Here is a 16,872-nt window from a genome sequence, read left to right as displayed (position 1 = left end):
CCCGCCGTTACATGCGATGGCATCGGATAAGATACCGCTGGGTATGTTGCGATGGAAAAAGACCGTTTTTTGCGTAAAATCACGGTTTACTCGCTTTTATACCGAGCCATCATTCATGGAAGTACAACAAACCCGTCAGGGGATCCTCTTCGCGCTTGGCGCCTATCTTATCTGGGGCATTGCTCCAGTCTACTTCAAATTACTTATACAGGTTCCGGCAACGGAGATACTAGCGCACCGTATCATCTGGTCTTTTTTCTTTATGATCATCCTGCTGAGTATCAGCCTTAAATGGCGTCAGGTGCGGCATGCCTGCCAAAAACCCAGGCAACTGTTGTTACTGGCGGTCACTGCCATGCTGGTAGGGAGTAACTGGCTGGTTTATATCTGGTCGGTCAATCACAATCATATGCTGGAAGCCAGTCTGGGTTATTTTATCAATCCATTGGTGAATATCATGCTGGGAATGCTGTTTTTGCGGGAACGTTTCCGCCCCATGCAATGGCTGGCAGTCGCACTGGCGGTGTGTGGAATACTGGTGCAACTCTGGCAATTCGGATCATTGCCAGTAATTGCCCTGGCTCTGGCTTTCAGTTTTGGGTTTTATGGTCTGCTGCGTAAGAAGATCGGTATTGATGGACAAACGGGGATGTTGATTGAAACGCTGTGGCTATTGCCCGCTGCCTTCATTTACCTGTTTATGATCGCGGATTCACCGAGCAGCCACCTGATGCAAAATCCACTATCACTGAATTTGTTGTTAGCCCTCTCCGGGATCATCACCACCGTTCCCTTGTTATTTTTCACCGCAGCGGCGATGCGTCTGCGTCTGTCTACACTAGGTTTTTTCCAATATATCGGCCCGACCATGACACTGCTTCTTGCCGTCATGGTTTACGGTGAAACCATGACTCGCGACAAGTTGCTCACCTTCGCCTTTATCTGGACAGCGTTGGCCATTTTCATCCTCGACGCACTCTATACCCAGCGTAAGTTACGTCGCGTGCGGGACCGCGTGGCGTGAGATATAACGCGACATTATCGGACTGAAAATCAGGGTGGAAAACAGACGCAGCGTTTGCATGGCGATCACGAAAGCCATATCCACCCGGCTTCCCGCGGCAATAATCGCGATAGAATCCAGCCCACCGGGACTGGTTGCCAGATAAGCTGTCAGCATATCCACTGGTAATAGACGAGTCAGCATAAACGCCATCCCCCCACACAGCAGCATTAACATCACTATCGAGATCATCATTTGCGGCAGAGTGCGTAATGCCAGCCGGAAGATTGGGCGGGTAAAACAGAGGCCGACACTCCAGCCAATAAACGAATACGCTAATGCCAACAGCCACTCGGGTGTCTGCAATGTCAGCGTACCGGTCGAATGCAATATTGAACCGACAATCATCGGGCCCAACAACTGACCAGAAGGGATCCGCAGCCGGCGGGCGACCCAGGCGCAACTGAAGGCCATACACAGTGTGGCAGGGAAACGCCAGTCAAGGGCCGGGAACCAGAGCGTCATGGCATGGTTACCTGCCGAACTATCCCCCAGGCTAAAACGGGCGACAAATGCCGCCGACGCCGTCACCATCAGTACGCGCAAATACTGCATAAACGCCACCAGACGTACATCTGCCCCGAATTCACCGGCCATGGCAACCATGGCGGAAGCACCGCCCGGTGACGCGCCCCAGGTTCCCGTCGTACCGGGCAGTTCGCTATAACGCATCAGACACCATCCGGACAAGCCGCTGATGACCAATGTCGCCAATAGAGTAAACAGTACCAGCGGCCACTCATTCAATAATGGACGCAGAATGGACAAAGAGAGGCTTTGCGCTACCAGACACCCAAGTACGGCGTTACTGGCGTAAAAAAAAGGGCGGGGAATCCGAATGGTGGAGCCATTTAATCCCATCACAACGCCCACCAGCATCGGCCCCAGCAACAACGCTGCCGGCACATGATAAATTTGTAAACCGAATCCCAGAATCAGCGATACCGATAGCAGTATGCCCCATTGCAGTGGCACGGGGGTTTTCTCCATGCGCATTACCCATGACAAAAATAAGACAGTGATTTCATTCTAAACGGATAGCCTGTTCCAGGACATGAAAATCCAGCTTAAACGCAGTACAAAACGGATAAAAAATGAAATCGCCAGGGTAGGCACGGGAATGAAGTATTTCGACAGAAACGCCATTCCCGTAGTCAAGCAGACGAGTCAGGAATGACGTACGCTGCTGAAGGTATACGCCACAGTCACAACCAGTTGCGACGTTTAAAATAGAGGTAGGGAGCCAGACCCGCCAGTAACATCAGCGCCAGCGCTCCTGGATAACCAAATGACCACTCCAGTTCCGGCATAAATTTAAAGTTCATCCCATAGCTGGATGCCACTAACGTCGGTGGCAAGAAGACCACAGACACCACGGAGAAAATTTTAATAATACGGTTCTGCTCAATATTGATGAAGCCCATCGCCGCCTGCATCAGGAAGTTCACCTTCTGGAACAGGGATTCGTTATGCGGCAAAAGTGATTCGATGTCCCTCAAGATTTCACGTGCCTGTTCCAACTGACCACTAGGTAACCGGGCCTTGCGCACCAGAAAGTTCAGCGCCCGTTGAGTATCCATCAGACATAGGCGAACTTTCCAACCGATATCTTCCAATTCCGCCAGTGTAGAAAGCGCATCATCATACTCGTCGCCCTGGTGGCCATCCATGATGACCCGGCTTAGTGCCTCCAGATCACTGTAGATGTTCTCAATTTCGTCCGCCAACTGTTCAATTTTGGTTTCAAACAGATCAAGCAGCAGTTCATAAGCATTCCCATCGACCAATATCTGACTGCGGGCTCGCATACGATAGAGACGAAACGCAGGCAACTCGCGCTCACGCAGCGTGAATAAGCGACCATCACGAATAGTAAAAGCGACCGTAGAGTTTCCCGCATGATCGTCAGCATCTTCATAGAAGAAGAAGGAGTGAATATGCAAGCCATCTTCATCTTCAAAAAAACGGGCCGATGCCTCGATGTCTTCCAGTTCTGGCCGGGTTGCCAGACTTTGCCCCAATTGGTTTTGTACTTGTTCTCGCTCGTCATCCTCAGGCTCAACCAAATCAACCCAGAGTGATAAGGTGAGATCGTCGGCGTCATCCAGTTCCAGACGAGATAAATGGCAGTTTTCCAGTTTAAATGCGCTCAGCATAGGCCAGCTCCCTAAACGTAACAGAGATGGACAAAACGCGATTGAAACACAGAAACAGGGGTGAAAGGTCACCATCAGGTTTCAGACCGTTCGACGGTTCTGACTCGACGCGACACAGATGATATCGCTGACAACCACTAAGGCTATCAGCATACAGCGGAGGATAGCCTTAGTGGTTGTACCTAATCAGTAGGTTATTGAGCCAGCATCGACTGGGTGTGTCCAAGGCGTGGGTCCTCCGGAAATAATGATGGGCGCATGTTACGCCGAGATGAAAAAGGCTGTCAACACGCAGAAAGGTTATTAACGCAACAATATCTTGGCCGGTGCTCCACCTCCGGTCATGAACACCGTTGGCAACCATTTCACACGGCTGAAAGACACGAACCAACTCATCTGGGCGGATCAGTAAATGCCGGGGAAAACCGTTGCTACACAATGTCCATTGCCGGCCATACTCAGGCCCGGAGGGAGAGAGATAAAACCCCGGGAAGATCTTACTTCCACCGTTACCCGCTCTCTCACTACCCGAACTGACTGACACTATTCCATGTCGGGTACAGGCCTGTTACATCGCGTCCAAACGAGCATAAGCGGCGACCAGCCATTTGATGCCTTGCCCTGGAAACGCCACCTGAATCCGGCAATGTTCGCCGCTTCCTTCCAGATTGACGATAGTCCCTTCACCGAATTTGGCATGACGCACACGCTGCCCCAATGTGAAGCCGCTGTCACTCTGACTGACCGGGGTTCCCAGTCGCTGATGGTTGACCGGGCGCGACACACTGGCTCGTAACCGCACCTCCTCCACACACTCCGCTGGCAGTTCACCAACAAAACGCGATGGGCGGTGATACACTTCTTTCCCGTATAAACGCCGGGTTTCCGCATAAGTGAGGGTCAACTTCTGCATGGCACGAGTCACACCGACATATGCCAGGCGTCGTTCTTCCTCAAGACGTCCACCTTCATCCAGCGACATCTGGCTGGGGAACATACCCTCTTCCATGCCAACAATGAATACCTGCGGAAACTCCAGACCTTTGGCGGAATGCAACGTCATAAGCTGCACTGCATCCTGGTGCGCATCAGCTTGTCCATCACCCGCTTCCAGTGCCGCATGTGAAAGAAATGCCTGTAACGGCATCAAATCCTGATCTTCTTCCTGATAGCTGAATTGGCGCGTTGCTGTCACCAGCTCTTCCAGGTTTTCTACCCGCGCCTGACCCTTCTCACCTTTTTCCTGCTCATACATATTCCACAATCCGGAATCCTTGATGGCCCGGTCTGTCTGAACATGCAATGGTAATTCGGCTGTTTCATAGGCCAGCGCATCCACCAACTCCAGAAAACGCTGTAATGCAGAAGCCGCGCGGCCCGCCAAGGCTTTCTCTTGCAACAGAACACGACTAGCCTGCCACATTGTGATCTGACGGTCACGCGCCGTATGACGCACCACATCCAGCGTACGGTCGCCAATGCCACGTGTCGGCGTATTCACTACACGCTCAAAGGCGGAGTCATCATTACGGTTGGCAATCAAACGCAGATAAGACAACGCGTCCTTGATTTCCTGTCGTTCAAAAAAGCGCATACCACCATAAATACGGTAAGGCAGATTCTGTTGAATCAACGCCTCTTCCAGTACACGTGACTGGGCATTACTACGGTAAAGAATGGCATTCTCGGTTAACGAACCGCCGGCTTCCTGCCACACTTTGATGCGATTAACCACAAACCGGGCTTCATCTAGTTCGTTAAACGCGCAATAGAGGGAGATCAGTTCCCCCTCGACACCGTCAGTCCACAAGTTTTTCCCCAGACGATCACCGTTATGGGCGATTAACGCGTTCGCTGCATTGAGGATGTTGCTGGTAGAGCGGTAATTCTGCTCCAGACGAATAGTTTCAACATTGGGAAAGTCGCGCAGGAAATGCTGGATGTTTTCGACCTGAGCGCCTCGCCAGCCATAAATGGACTGATCATCATCACCAACAATCATCACATTGGCGCTATCGCCCGCCAGCAGACGGATCCAAGCGTACTGAATACTATTGGTATCCTGAAACTCATCCACCAGAATATTGTGAAAACGCTCGCGATAATGCTGCAAAATATGTGGCTTGTTCAGCCATAGTTCGTGGGCCCGTAACAACAGTTCGGCGAAATCTACCAGACCGGCGCGATCGCACGCTTCCTGATAAGCCTGGTAAATTCGCTGCCAGGTTTGCTCTACCGGGTTGCCATAGCTTTCGATGTGCTGAGGACGCAGCCCCTCATCCTTTTTCCCGTTGATGTACCACATGGCCTGCCGTGGCGGCCACTGTTTCTCATCCAGGTTCAGCGCTTTGATCAAACGCTTGAGCAAACGCAGTTGATCTTCACTATCGAGGATCTGAAAGTCCTGCGGCAAATTGGCATCCAGATGATGAGCCCGTAACAAGCGATGCGCCAAACCATGAAAAGTGCCGATCCACATCCCACCTTGACTGGTGCCGATAAGCTGATCAATACGGTGGCGCATCTCGGCCGCCGCTTTGTTGGTAAAGGTGACGGCCAGAATGGAGTATGGTGAGCTGTTTTCTACCGTCAGGAGCCAGGCGATACGGTGTACCAGGACTCGTGTTTTACCACTGCCCGCGCCAGCCAGCACCAGCACATTATGGCGCGGAGCAGCTACCGCATCGCGTTGTTTATTATTCAAACTATCAAGCAGGTCAGAGACGTCCATAGCACCGTTATCCATTGGCGGAAAAACGTATAATCACAAAGGATACACATTTTACTGGTTATTTATACAGCACAATAAAAAGAATTATAGCAATGCTGTCAGCGATTCCAACCGGGAAATTTCAATATGTGGCAATAACCGGGTGTCATCGATATGCATCAGATTTCCTTCACGCAAGTTAACCCAGCAAGCTTGCATCCCACAGCGCACAGCGCCCGCTACGTCAGTCGTCAGATCATCGCCGACATGCAGCAGTTGTTTTACAGGGAGGTTCAGTTTTTCCGCTGCCAGGTGGTACATGTCGCTGAAAGGTTTTGCACGACCGTTCGGGCCGGCTCGCAAAATAAACTGAAAGTAATCACCCAGCCCGCAGGCATACGGATCGGCGTTACCGTTGGTAATGGCAACTAATGGACAGTGTTCGGCCAGTGCGCCAAGTGTGTCATGGGTTGACTGCGGAACGGTAATACGACTACGCCAATAAGCAAAGTTCTCCATCGCGACATTCGCACCTGCCGAGGCTTCCGCTTCACTGACGCCGTGACGGATGAGCGCCAACTGCACCGCACGCCAGCGCCATAGAGTGACATCGTGGTAAATTTCCGGCTCCTGGGCGCGAAGCTCTGCGCGTAAACGCTGAAAATCAACAGCCTGCATATACTTCAACACGGGATAGTGTCCTTGCAGGAAACGGATGGATTCCTGCTCGGTACGTCGTATCACATCATGGTTATCATACAGTGTGTCATCCAGATCAAAGGTGATGGCTGAAATTGCAGTCAGCGGGCGGTAGAAATGCATCAACCCTTTCCTCGTTTGGCGCGTGGGTGCGCGGCATCATACACTGATGCCAAATGCTGGAAATCCAGGTGGGTATAAATCTGGGTGGTAGAGAGGTTGGCATGCCCCAATAGCTCCTGCACCGCACGCAGGTCACCGCTGGACTCCAGCATATGGGTGGCAAAAGAGTGGCGCAGTTTATGTGGATTAACGTGGCTGTTGACTCCCTGCTTCACCCCCCACTCCGCAAAACGTTTCTGTACATTACGCATGGAAATGCGTTTCCCAAGGCTGGAAACAAACACCGCATCATCCTGCGGATCATAAATCTCACGCAGTTCCAGCCAGCGACGCAGCCAGGCGACGGCCGTCGCGCCAATGGGCAATCTACGCTCTTTACTGCCCTTACCCATCACCCACACTTCGCCGCTGTCCAGCTCCACGTGCTGGCAATCCATGCCGACCAATTCGGCCAGACGCAACCCGGCGCCATACATCACTTCCAGCATTGTCCGATCACGCACAGCCAGTGGATCATTCAGGTTAATGTCCAGCAGACGGTTCACTTCGTCTACATCCATATTTTTGGGAAGGTGGTGCCCGGCCCTTGGGGTGGAAACCCCTTTGGCCGGGTTTGCGCCCAGCTCCCCCCGGCTCACCAGCCAGTCAAGAAAACTGCGCAGCGCGGAAAGGCGTAATGCCAGACTGGAAGACTGTAATCCGTCACGTTTACTGCGCGTCACCACCGAGCGTACGCCTGCGGCATCGAGGTTCTGCCATGCCGTTATCCCAACAGCAGACAATATCTCCGTTATCACCTGTAACTGATGCGCATAACTACTCTGCGTCAACGGACTCAATTGCCGTTCAACCTTGAGGTAACGCAAAAAAGCATTTGTTTGTATCAGTAACGGCGATACGGCTTGATTCATAAACGTTCAACCCAGCGTTGCAGCAGCACGGGGAGCGTTGATGACAGATGCTGTAACAGCACGGTTCCCATCCCTTTCTGATAATGATGACTGTCACGACTACTGAAAAGCAGCAGGCCCAAATCACCATTAGGGCCCATTAATGACAAGGCAACCGAACCAACCTGTTTGGCTTCAGGCAACAGAAGCAGCAGTTCTGGTCCGTTCAACGTACCTAAATAATGATTCCCGTTGCCAAAGCGTTGAATACGCAGTGACTCGAACAATGTGCGATTAAGCGCCAGATGAGTAAAATCAGAAGGAGCACCAACGTGCCATTTATCACTGAACAGCCGTACCGATGCTCCCAGCAAACCCAGCGTTCGCGCCCAGCGACGTAAACGCTCCAGAAAGTCCTGTAGACTGTCCGCCGCGGACAGTTCCATATTTACTTGAAGCAACTGGTTAAACAACGCCTCATTCGAAGTAGCCTGCTCCATCAGAAGGGTGATTTCTTCTTCCAGTTTATCTATATGGTTACGCTGGCGTGCCAACTGCCACTCAACCAGCGACACGCTGCCCCGCACCGGATGAGGAATTCTCATCTGTTCGATCTGACGTGAATTACGGATAAAAAAGTCAGGATTTTGGTGCAAAAACTGCAGAACCATCTCGTCAGTGAGTGAAATCCGGTGTTCCACCTGCTCCTCAACGCTTTTCATAAATGAATGGATCCATCGTAAACGTGCGTAGCTGGCCCGGTCATAAATAACGGCTTACCTGGACCTGCCCAGTTAATATCAAGCTCACCGCCAGTCAATTTAACCTTAACATTGTCGGCCAGCAGCCCTTGCTGAATACCTACCGCAACAGCCCCACAGGCTCCACTACCGCAAGCTTGAGTTTCTCCCACCCCGCGTTCATAGACACGCAATCGGATAGTGTGGTCATCCACAACCTGCATAAACCCAATGTTGGCGCGTTCCGGAAAACGCTCATGGCTCTCCAGCAGCGGTCCCAACACATCGACCTTCGCAGTATCCACATCATCCACCTGTATCACACAATGGGGATTCCCCATCGAAACTACACCACACAGTACGGTATGTTCTTCTGCTCGCATAATATACGTTTTTTCCGCTTTAACTGCGCGGAAAGGGACCTGCTGCGGCTCAAAATTGGGTTCACCCATATTGACTCGCACCAGTTCATCATCCGTAACGCTCAGAATCATACGCCCAGTCTGGGTGCTGACACTGATATCTCGTTTGTTGGTTAATCCCTTAAGACGCACAAATCGGGCAAAACAACGGGCACCATTACCACACTGAGTCACTTCACTACCATCTGCATTGAAAATACGGTAATGAAAATCCAGTTCAGGATCGTAAGGTGGCTCAACCACCAGCAGTTGATCAAAGCCAACACCACAATGCCGATCCGACAAACGTCGAATCAACTCAGGTGAAAAATAGACATTCTGCGTAACGGCATCAACAACCATAAAGTCATTGCCCAAACCGTGCATTTTGGCGAACTGCATTATCCTGACTCCGCTGACTTAACCGGACGCGGTAAACACACTATCGTGACCTGTTATAAAATGATGGTAGACCAATCGCAATATCACCATTATTGCTGGACAGGTGATTGTTGCGGTGTTTTTGTTATATGTTGCTGCTGCGTGGTCTTCGCAGGCGCAGGAGCTTTCGATTTCTCCGGCGGAAAATAAAGCGGCCCCTTCAGGCCACAACCAGCCAGTGCCAGTACAGTTAATGCCAGGCACACATGGCGAAATAGATTTATCATAACGTTAAAACCTGTCACTCATCGATGTATGCTCTCTATAATCGCAGGTGGATCATGAAAATCAATAGGAATCGAATATGAACGATAGCGAGTTTCATCAATTAGCCGACACACTGATGCGTCAATTGGAGGAAACACTGGACCAATTTGATGGCGATGCCGATATCGATTATGAAACTAACGGCGGGGTGATGACACTGAGTTTTGAAAACGGCAGCAAAATTGTGATCAACCGGCAGGAACCACTGCATCAAATCTGGCTGGCCACCAAAGGCGGCGGCTACCATTTTGATTATCTCGATCAAAAATGGATTTGTAATCGCAATGGTGATGAATTTTTGTCACTGCTGAGCAGCGCCTGCTCGACTCAGGCTGGTGAAACCATTCGTTTCAACTGATCGTGCGCTGATGCATATATGTCCGAGCACGGGTAAAGGTCAGCGTTTTCCGCTACGCACTATCCATCGTGATACCTTTTTCGAGCTGAATAACAGACAAAAAACTCAGAGCATTTGTAATCGCTGATTCATGATCAACGCGTTATCTTCCGACGAAGGTGTCACACATAGATGTGTCAATGCACTGCTACGAAACGGAATGACTTGTGTACGGTTATCCAATTGAACAATTTGATAGAACTGAGGCAGGTTAAAATTGATAAAACTGGAACCATAGGTGAAACGATCGTGCGACGACGAGTAGAAACGGCTGACATCGCGCACCAGTTCTTCCTTACTGCCTTCACAGTGGTGGTAGACTTCCACCCGATTGGATTCATCGAGAATATAGATATTAAACCCTTGATTATCTAACTGATCTTCGAAAAAAAACTGGATAATACCTTCACTGGCGACGCCATCAACCACTGGTGGCAGATGGACATGGTTGGTTTCCACCTGGATTGGCAATCCCTGCAATTTATTATTGGAAATGGCGCCATAGAATTCCACGGCGTTCTCCAGTTTCTGCACCGAGACACTTAAACGTTCGAAGAACAGCCCCCAGGTTTGTCCGGCAACCTTCAGCGCCTTGAAGCGACCCGGTTCATGACGGGTGCTGGACAAACGCAGCTCAATACACTCGGAAACCAATTGTTGTACCCGGGTCCGAATCAGTCCACGCAGATGTTGACTGTAACAGAACACTTCCAGCGATTCCGGCAGCGCCGCATCCTGATGCATCTTGCCGAGAATGGTTTTCAGTGAATCCAATACTGATTGCTCACCGCTGAAATGCAAGGTACGCACTTCGTTCCAGGAGTTGCGATACAATAAGTCGATACTCCCCACCAGACACTGCTGCTGCTGGCCAAAGCTGAAAACATCCAACTGGCGGAAATCAAAATGAACCACCTGATTACGGAACGCCGCCGTCGGATCATGTTCCAGATTAACGATAATCGCCAAATGCCGGATTTCACATGGACTATATAGCGCTTTAGGTGTCGGTGCGGGTACACGCAGTGGGAAATGGCTGGAGACATCGGCAACCAGCTCTTGCAATCTATCAATCCCGCACAGCTCACTACCCTTGATATGCAGGCGCGTTGCTGGCGTCAGCAGACCATTAAAGTAAGCCCAGGCCACCAGTTTATTCAGGTAACGGTTATATTCCAGCGGCTGATGGCTGACGATGGCATCCATGGAAGGAGCCTGATTGTACAGATACCAACCAGAACGATTGGCACGTCCTGGCGGCACAAAAATGAAGGTCAGATTAACTTCTGACAGATCCGGCGAGATTTGTGGATTAACCAATGTCACTTTACCCGGTAATGCCTCAAAAGCGGCATACAGTTTACGGGTTAATACGCCAATATCCTGCGGGCTGGCACTCACACTCAGGTTATTGCGACGGGCAAAACGGATCAAGTTACGATAACTCTGCATCATCGCATCAAGCAGTTCATTATGGGCTTCACGCACCCGTTCGATTTTCCAGTTGGCGCGGTTGTCCAGCATCAGAATGCGTTCTTCGCCCCATCCCCACGCCTGCACCAATTGCAACAGGATTTGGCGACGCCATGCCGTGCAGGCGCGTTCAATGGAGAGTTTTTCACACACTTTGAGATAGAAACAGCGGCGAACCAGATCCAGGCGGGCCGGGTCATCAATGGCTATCAGATACTGGGTGACGCGCTCCAGCATCATGCAATAAGGGTCAAGCCCGAAAGAGACAATCTCACCGTTGTGCAGACGAGTTTTAATCTCGGAGGATAACAACCGGGTATTAGGGTATTCCCAGGAATACGCTTCCAGTAGCAGGGTTTTCAGCACCGCCTTGTAAGGCGAATCGATGCTTTTATATAGTTGCCACAGGCTGGCGCCGAAATACTCTTCGGCAGATAACGTACTCAGTCCACCCAAATCCAGCCATTCGTTGGGTGTCAGTGCGCCTTGCGCATAAAGGGAGAGCACGAATTCATCATAATTGGCTTCCTCGTCCACCGGCACCATATTCCACAGGATACGTTTGCCAGCCATGCGTACAGCAGTACGATAAAACTCATCCAACAACAGAATATGCTGGGTCGAACCGCAATCTTCACCACCGAGATTGCCGCTTTCATTGTGGCGGAAACGGTTTTCATCCATCACAAAAAAGCTGACATCCACACCCTGGGCAGCGGCCCATTTTTCAAGCAGTGAACATTTTTGCTGTAAGTGTTGACGTTCTTCATTGTCGAGCCAGGACTGATGGCATACCCAAATGTCCAGATCCGAACGACAGCTTTGGCCAATAGAGGAGGTACTGCCCATGGAATAAACACCGGTAATAGGCAACTCGCCCCGAGTATCAGGACAAGACAACTCGCCCCATTTCAGTTCTACACTGTCGAGATAGTGTTGTTGTTTTTCATCAGGCGTGAACATGCAGATACCGTGCGGAACCTTACCTTCAAGATAACCCGGCATCAGAGGATGATGATGATGTAATAAAACTGGCAGAAGACTGTAAACCTGCTGAAAAACGGGTTTCATCGCTCCAAGAGCACGATCAACACGTAGTTGGTTAATCGCATCCAGTCTCTGCTTCAGTGTCTCGATGTAGAAGTACAAGACGTTTCGCCTGCTTATCCCAGTGCCTACAAAAAATACCGTTATTCCGCTTCTGCCACTGAAGGTGTATTGGAAGAATGTCTGACAGATTATTGCTGGAAACGTGATCAATCTAACACCTTGCTGAAAGGGCGTAAAGAAAGTAAAGAAAGTTAGACGCGCTTATTGCTGCTTCGCCTGTGACTACATTCTCGCCTTTTCTTGTTACCTTATCACCAGCAGGGGCATCCTCCCATTTCCGTCTTTTCATCCTTAATTGCAGATGCCAGGCAACTGACACCAGCGCGCCATCAATGGTACGATGGCTAAAAATGCTAAAAACGGTATCAAGCATGTTAGACAATATTCTCAGAATCGCCACCCGACAGAGCCCACTCGCCCTATGGCAAGCTCAGTATGTCCAACATCGGCTACAGGCATACCATCCCGGTTTACGCGTAGATCTGGTGCCAATGATCACCCGCGGTGATGTTCTGCTGGATACACCGCTGGCAAAAGTTGGTGGTAAAGGTTTGTTCGTCAAAGAGTTAGAATTGGCTCTGATGGAAAAACGCGCAGATATCGCCGTACACTCCATGAAAGATGTTCCTATTGAATTTCCTCAAGGCCTGGGTCTGGTCACGATCTGTGAACGCGAAGATCCCCGTGACGCCTTTGTTTCCAATCACTATTCTGGTCTGACGGATTTACCCGCTGGAAGCTGCGTCGGGACGTCTAGCCTGCGCCGGCAATGTCAGTTGCGGGCGCAGCGCCCCGATCTGACCATCCGTGATTTACGTGGCAACGTCGGCACACGGCTGGCGAAGCTTGATAGTGGCGAATATGACGCCATTATTCTGGCCGTCGCTGGTCTGAAACGTCTGGGGCTGGAAAGTCGCATTCGTTGTGCATTAAGCCCGGAAGAGTCGTTACCCGCGGTTGGGCAAGGTGCCGTTGGTATTGAATGTCGGTTGGATGATGAGCATACCCGCATGCTACTGGCACCACTCAATCACACAGAAACGGCGATAAGGGTACAGGCTGAGCGCGCCATGAATACGCGACTGGAAGGAGGCTGTCAGGTTCCTATTGGCAGTTACGCCGAACTGGAAGGTGAGACGCTGTGGCTACGGGCGCTGGTCGGCGCACCGGATGGCAGTTGCATTATCCGGAGTGAACGCCGAGGCAACTTGCAGTATGCAGAACAGATTGGCATCAATCTGGCGGAAGAGTTGTTAGCCCGAGGCGCCAAAACCATTTTACAAGCCGTTTATGGGGACACGCCATCATGACGATTCTGGTTACCCGTCCCTCTCCTGCGGGTGAGCAACTGGTAGCCCGCCTCTGTCTGGCCGGTCTGCCAGCTTATCACAGTCCATTGATTGATTTTTCGCCTGGCCGGGAGTTATCCCAGTTGCCGATCATGCTTGCTGCATTACATCCTGGTGATCTGGTTATTGTCCTTTCCCAGCAGGTAGTGGATCATGCTAATCCGGTGTTAGTCCGTACCGGAACCGGATGGCCTAAAGCGTTAACCTACTATGCCGTGGGGCGCACGACCGGATTATCCCTGCATACCGTTAGCAGCTTGCCCGTGCAATATCCATCGGAACGGGGAACCAGTGAAACCCTGTTGCAACTGCCTTCATTACAGCACGTAGCAGGTAAACGGGCGTTACTGTTGCGCGGTAACGGTGGTAGGGAGCTGCTTGGCAACACACTGCAAGAACGCGGCGCCGACGTCAGTTACTGTGAATGCTACCAGCGTAATCCGGTCGTTTATAACGGTATGGAGCAGAGCCAGCACTGGCAGTCGTTAAACATTAATACGTTGGTAATAACCAGCGGAGAAATGCTGCAACAGCTATATACTTTAGTACCTGATTATTATCGGACATCCTGGCTGCTGTGTTGCCGAGTGATTGTCGTAAGCGAGCGTCTGGCCGATCTGGCCCGAGAGCTTGGCTGGAGTGATATCCGGATCGCCGATAATGCGGATAACGATGCGCTGATGCGCGCACTACAATAACCCTGATCATAGGTATCATTATGACGGAACACATTACCCCCCCGCCCCCTCCGGAAGAGGTTGTCGGACGGGTTGAACCCGTACATCCGCAGAAAGAACAGAAAAAACCGCTGACCCCCGCCCCCAAACGCCACGGTGTGTTTCTGGGTATAACAGCAATCGTTATCGCATTAGGGTTAAGCGGCGGTCTTTACTACTACATGCATCAACAGGCACAACGTCAGTCCGCCAATATTGATCTCCTGCAAACCCAGATCGCCGCCATGCAAAAACAATATCAGCAGGAACAGCAGCAATGGCAGCAGACGCAGGCGCAACAAGGCAAAGCGCAGAGCGCGGCAGAACAGCAGATTGCGACATTAACTCGCCAGTCGGATGAAATGCGGGAAAAACTGGCGACAATCTCCAATGGCGACTCTCAAACCTGGTTATTGGCGCAGGCCGATTTTCTGGTGAAAATGGCAGGCCGCAAGCTCTGGAGTGATAAAGATGTGACGACCGCTGTCGCTTTGCTGAAAAGTGCCGATGTTAGTCTGGCCGACATGCACGATCCAAGCCTGATTGATGTGCGCCGCGCGTTAACGCATGACATCAGTACGCTGGCTGCTGTCAACCAGATTGATTTTGACGGCATCATTCTTAAAGTTAATCAGTTGGCCGATCAGGTAGACAATCTGCGTCTGGCGGATAACGATACCAATGAAGCGCCCATGGACGACAACGACACTGCGGTATCGGCTTCCTTGAGCGAATGGCGACAAAACCTGATCAAAAGCTGGCATAACTTCCTCTCGGATTTCATTACTATCCGTCGTCGTGACAGTACCGCCGAGCCATTGCTGGCGCCGAATCAGGATGTTTACCTGCGTGAAAATATTCGCTCGCGCCTGTTAATCGCTGCCCAGGCCATTCCCCGTCACCAGAACGAAATCTACAAACAGTCGCTGGAAACCGCTGCTGTTTGGGTCCGGGCCTATTTTGATGACAATGATCCCAGTACTAAAGCGTTCCTGGAACAGTTGGATGCACTGAGCAAGCAATCCATTTCGATGGATGTCCCCACCGAACTGGAAAGCCAGGCGCTGCTGGAAAAAGTCATGCAGACCCGAGTCCGTAACCTGCTGGCGCAGCCGTCAGCCACGCCGCAGGAGGGCTGATTATGCTAAAGGTCTTGTTGCTGTTTATCGTGCTTATCGCCGGTATCGTCGTTGGCCCAATGATGGCGGGGCATCAGGGTTATGTATTGATTCAGACCGACAACTATAACGTTGAGACCAGCGTTACCGGCCTGGTGATTATGCTGGTTCTGTTTTTGCTGGCTTTTCTGATCATCGAATGGTTGCTACGCCGGATTTTTCGTACCGGTTCACGTACTCATGGCTGGTTTATCGGACGCAAAAGCAGTCGGGCCCGTAAGCAAACCAAGGCGGCGTTACTTAAACTGGCCGAAGGCGATTATCTACAGGTAGAAAAACTACTGATGCGTAATGCCGATCATGCCGATCAACCGGTGGTAAATTACCTGTTGGCGGCAGAAGCGGCTCAGCAACGTGGCGATGACTTTCGTACCAAACAATATCTGGAGCGTGCAGCAGAAATTGCGGATACCAATCAGCTTCCGGTGGATATCACCCGCGTACGTATCCAGTTGGCTCGCAACGAAGATCATGCTGCCCGTCACGGTATTGATCATCTGCTGGAAGTCGCCCCACGGCACCCGGAAGTGCTGCGGCTAGCGGAACAGGCGTTCCTGCGTACCGGCGCTTACAGCGCGTTGCTGGATATTCTGCCCGCCATGCGCAAAATTCAGTTGCACGATGAACAACAACTACAGGATCTCCAGCAACGCTCAACCATTGGGCTGATGAATCAGGCCATGTCCGAAGGGGGTAGCGAGGGACTCAGGCAGTGGTGGAAAAACCAGAGTCGGAAAACGCGTCAGGAACTGACGTTACAAATAGCGATGGCGGAACATTTAATCCAATGTGACGACCCCGATACCGCCCAACAGATTATTGTGGATGGTCTAAAACGCCAGTATGACGAGCGTCTGATACTACTCATGCCGCGCATCAAAGCCGGAAACCCTGATCAACTGGAAAAAATACTGCGTCAATTGCTTAAACAACACGGTTCCACACCGTTACTACACAGTACGCTGGGGCAGTTGTTGATGAAGCACGGTGAATGGCAACAGGCTGTAGATGCCTTCCGCGCCGCATTGGAAATACGACCGGATGCCTATGATTACGCCTGGTGCGCGGATGCGCTGGATCGCCTGCATTTGCCGGATGAAGCGACCCGTATGCGACGAGAAGGGTTGCTGTTGACACTGCAATCAAACCCGCAGTAATA

Annotated in this window: 15 protein-coding genes; 6 read left to right on the top strand and 9 right to left on the bottom strand. The window is 51.2% G+C overall.

Annotated elements, in window-relative coordinates:
• Positions 1–115 precede the first annotated feature (115 nt).
• Positions 116–1,024, top strand: a complete 909-nt coding sequence (gene rarD / locus RS889_RS01365; protein WP_315709077.1) for an EamA family transporter RarD — start codon at positions 116–118, stop codon at positions 1,022–1,024.
• On the opposite strand, the gene RS889_RS01360 is transcribed toward rarD, so the two are convergent.
• From RS889_RS01360 to lptM, 8 genes are all read right to left on the bottom strand, one after another.
• Positions 995–2,053 carry an AbrB family transcriptional regulator gene (locus RS889_RS01360; protein WP_315709076.1) on the bottom strand — a complete coding sequence of 353 codons (1,059 nt, stop codon included), beginning with the start codon at positions 2,051–2,053 and terminating at the stop codon, positions 995–997. The two genes, rarD and RS889_RS01360, sit on opposite strands and share 30 nt — an antisense overlap.
• A gap of 215 nt (positions 2,054–2,268) precedes the next feature.
• Positions 2,269–3,219: a magnesium/cobalt transporter CorA gene (gene corA / locus RS889_RS01355; protein ID WP_315709075.1), complete on the bottom strand. Its 951-nt coding sequence runs from the start codon at positions 3,217–3,219 to the stop codon at positions 2,269–2,271.
• A gap of 568 nt (positions 3,220–3,787) precedes the next feature.
• The gene (gene uvrD / locus RS889_RS01350; RefSeq protein WP_315709074.1) at positions 3,788–5,950 is read right to left on the bottom strand and encodes a DNA helicase II; all 2,163 of its coding nucleotides are present in this window, start codon (positions 5,948–5,950) and stop codon (positions 3,788–3,790) included.
• An 84-nt stretch (positions 5,951–6,034) separates the two neighbouring features.
• The gene (gene yigB, locus RS889_RS01345; protein ID WP_021013469.1) at positions 6,035–6,751 is read right to left on the bottom strand and encodes a 5-amino-6-(5-phospho-D-ribitylamino)uracil phosphatase YigB; all 717 of its coding nucleotides are present in this window, start codon (positions 6,749–6,751) and stop codon (positions 6,035–6,037) included.
• A complete protein-coding gene (gene xerC, locus RS889_RS01340) occupies positions 6,751–7,662 on the bottom strand; it encodes a tyrosine recombinase XerC (RefSeq protein ID WP_315709073.1) in 912 nt (303 codons plus the stop codon). The genes yigB and xerC overlap by 1 nt, the downstream gene beginning before the upstream one ends.
• Complete coding sequence (locus RS889_RS01335) at positions 7,659–8,363, bottom strand: DUF484 domain-containing protein (RefSeq protein WP_315709072.1); 705 nt, start codon at positions 8,361–8,363, stop codon at positions 7,659–7,661. The genes xerC and RS889_RS01335 overlap by 4 nt, the downstream gene beginning before the upstream one ends.
• Positions 8,360–9,184, bottom strand: coding sequence for a diaminopimelate epimerase (dapF, locus tag RS889_RS01330; protein WP_021013472.1), 825 nt, complete (start codon positions 9,182–9,184; stop codon positions 8,360–8,362). The genes RS889_RS01335 and dapF overlap by 4 nt, the downstream gene beginning before the upstream one ends.
• Positions 9,185–9,273: 89 nt before the next feature.
• A complete protein-coding gene (lptM, locus tag RS889_RS01325) occupies positions 9,274–9,450 on the bottom strand; it encodes an LPS translocon maturation chaperone LptM (RefSeq protein ID WP_021013473.1) in 177 nt (58 codons plus the stop codon).
• A gap of 77 nt (positions 9,451–9,527) precedes the next feature.
• On the opposite strand from lptM, the gene cyaY reads away from it, so the two are divergent.
• Complete coding sequence (gene cyaY / locus RS889_RS01320) at positions 9,528–9,848, top strand: iron donor protein CyaY (protein ID WP_021013474.1); 321 nt, start codon at positions 9,528–9,530, stop codon at positions 9,846–9,848.
• Between the two features lie 105 nt (positions 9,849–9,953).
• On the opposite strand, the gene RS889_RS01315 is transcribed toward cyaY, so the two are convergent.
• A complete protein-coding gene (locus RS889_RS01315; protein WP_021013475.1) occupies positions 9,954–12,509 on the bottom strand; it encodes a class I adenylate cyclase in 2,556 nt (851 codons plus the stop codon).
• Between the two features lie 332 nt (positions 12,510–12,841).
• Here RS889_RS01315 and hemC point away from each other — a divergent pair, with 332 nt between their 5' ends.
• The 4 genes from hemC to hemY are packed head-to-tail and all read left to right on the top strand — an operon-like array spanning position 12,842 to position 16,870.
• Positions 12,842–13,780, top strand: coding sequence for a hydroxymethylbilane synthase (hemC, locus tag RS889_RS01310; RefSeq protein WP_315709071.1), 939 nt, complete (start codon positions 12,842–12,844; stop codon positions 13,778–13,780).
• On the top strand, positions 13,777–14,517 hold the full coding sequence (gene hemD / locus RS889_RS01305) for a uroporphyrinogen-III synthase (RefSeq protein WP_315709070.1): 741 nt from the start codon (positions 13,777–13,779) through the stop codon (positions 14,515–14,517). The genes hemC and hemD overlap by 4 nt, the downstream gene beginning before the upstream one ends.
• Positions 14,518–14,537: 20 nt before the next feature.
• A complete protein-coding gene (gene hemX, locus RS889_RS01300) occupies positions 14,538–15,674 on the top strand; it encodes a uroporphyrinogen-III C-methyltransferase (RefSeq protein WP_315709069.1) in 1,137 nt (378 codons plus the stop codon).
• Between the two features lie 2 nt (positions 15,675–15,676).
• Positions 15,677–16,870 (top strand): protoheme IX biogenesis protein HemY, encoded by a 1,194-nt coding sequence (gene hemY / locus RS889_RS01295; RefSeq protein ID WP_315709068.1) that lies wholly within the window; start codon positions 15,677–15,679, stop codon positions 16,868–16,870.
• Positions 16,871–16,872 lie beyond the last annotated feature (2 nt).

Origin of the sequence: Brenneria uluponensis, assembly GCF_032395385.1 — a bacterium.
Classification (GTDB): domain Bacteria; phylum Pseudomonadota; class Gammaproteobacteria; order Enterobacterales; family Enterobacteriaceae; genus Prodigiosinella; species Prodigiosinella aquatilis.
This window is presented reverse-complemented; position numbering and strand designations above follow the sequence as displayed.

What these genes read in the sequence shown, in the direction of transcription:
- RS889_RS01335 (WP_315709072.1), bottom strand. Translation starts at nt 8,363, where the DNA reads ATGAAAAGCGTTGAGGAGCAGGTGGAACACCGGATTTCACTCACTGAC.
- hemD (WP_315709070.1), top strand. Translation starts at nt 13,777, where the DNA reads ATGACGATTCTGGTTACCCGTCCCTCTCCTGCGGGTGAGCAACTGGTA.
- rarD (WP_315709077.1), top strand. Translation starts at nt 116, where the DNA reads ATGGAAGTACAACAAACCCGTCAGGGGATCCTCTTCGCGCTTGGCGCC.
- lptM (WP_021013473.1), bottom strand. Translation starts at nt 9,450, where the DNA reads ATGATAAATCTATTTCGCCATGTGTGCCTGGCATTAACTGTACTGGCA.
- yigB (WP_021013469.1), bottom strand. Translation starts at nt 6,751, where the DNA reads ATGCATTTCTACCGCCCGCTGACTGCAATTTCAGCCATCACCTTTGAT.
- hemX (WP_315709069.1), top strand. Translation starts at nt 14,538, where the DNA reads ATGACGGAACACATTACCCCCCCGCCCCCTCCGGAAGAGGTTGTCGGA.
- corA (WP_315709075.1), bottom strand. Translation starts at nt 3,219, where the DNA reads ATGCTGAGCGCATTTAAACTGGAAAACTGCCATTTATCTCGTCTGGAA.
- dapF (WP_021013472.1), bottom strand. Translation starts at nt 9,184, where the DNA reads ATGCAGTTCGCCAAAATGCACGGTTTGGGCAATGACTTTATGGTTGTT.
- RS889_RS01360 (WP_315709076.1), bottom strand. Translation starts at nt 2,053, where the DNA reads ATGGAGAAAACCCCCGTGCCACTGCAATGGGGCATACTGCTATCGGTA.
- cyaY (WP_021013474.1), top strand. Translation starts at nt 9,528, where the DNA reads ATGAACGATAGCGAGTTTCATCAATTAGCCGACACACTGATGCGTCAA.
- hemY (WP_315709068.1), top strand. Translation starts at nt 15,677, where the DNA reads ATGCTAAAGGTCTTGTTGCTGTTTATCGTGCTTATCGCCGGTATCGTC.
- xerC (WP_315709073.1), bottom strand. Translation starts at nt 7,662, where the DNA reads ATGAATCAAGCCGTATCGCCGTTACTGATACAAACAAATGCTTTTTTG.
- uvrD (WP_315709074.1), bottom strand. Translation starts at nt 5,950, where the DNA reads ATGGACGTCTCTGACCTGCTTGATAGTTTGAATAATAAACAACGCGAT.
- hemC (WP_315709071.1), top strand. Translation starts at nt 12,842, where the DNA reads ATGTTAGACAATATTCTCAGAATCGCCACCCGACAGAGCCCACTCGCC.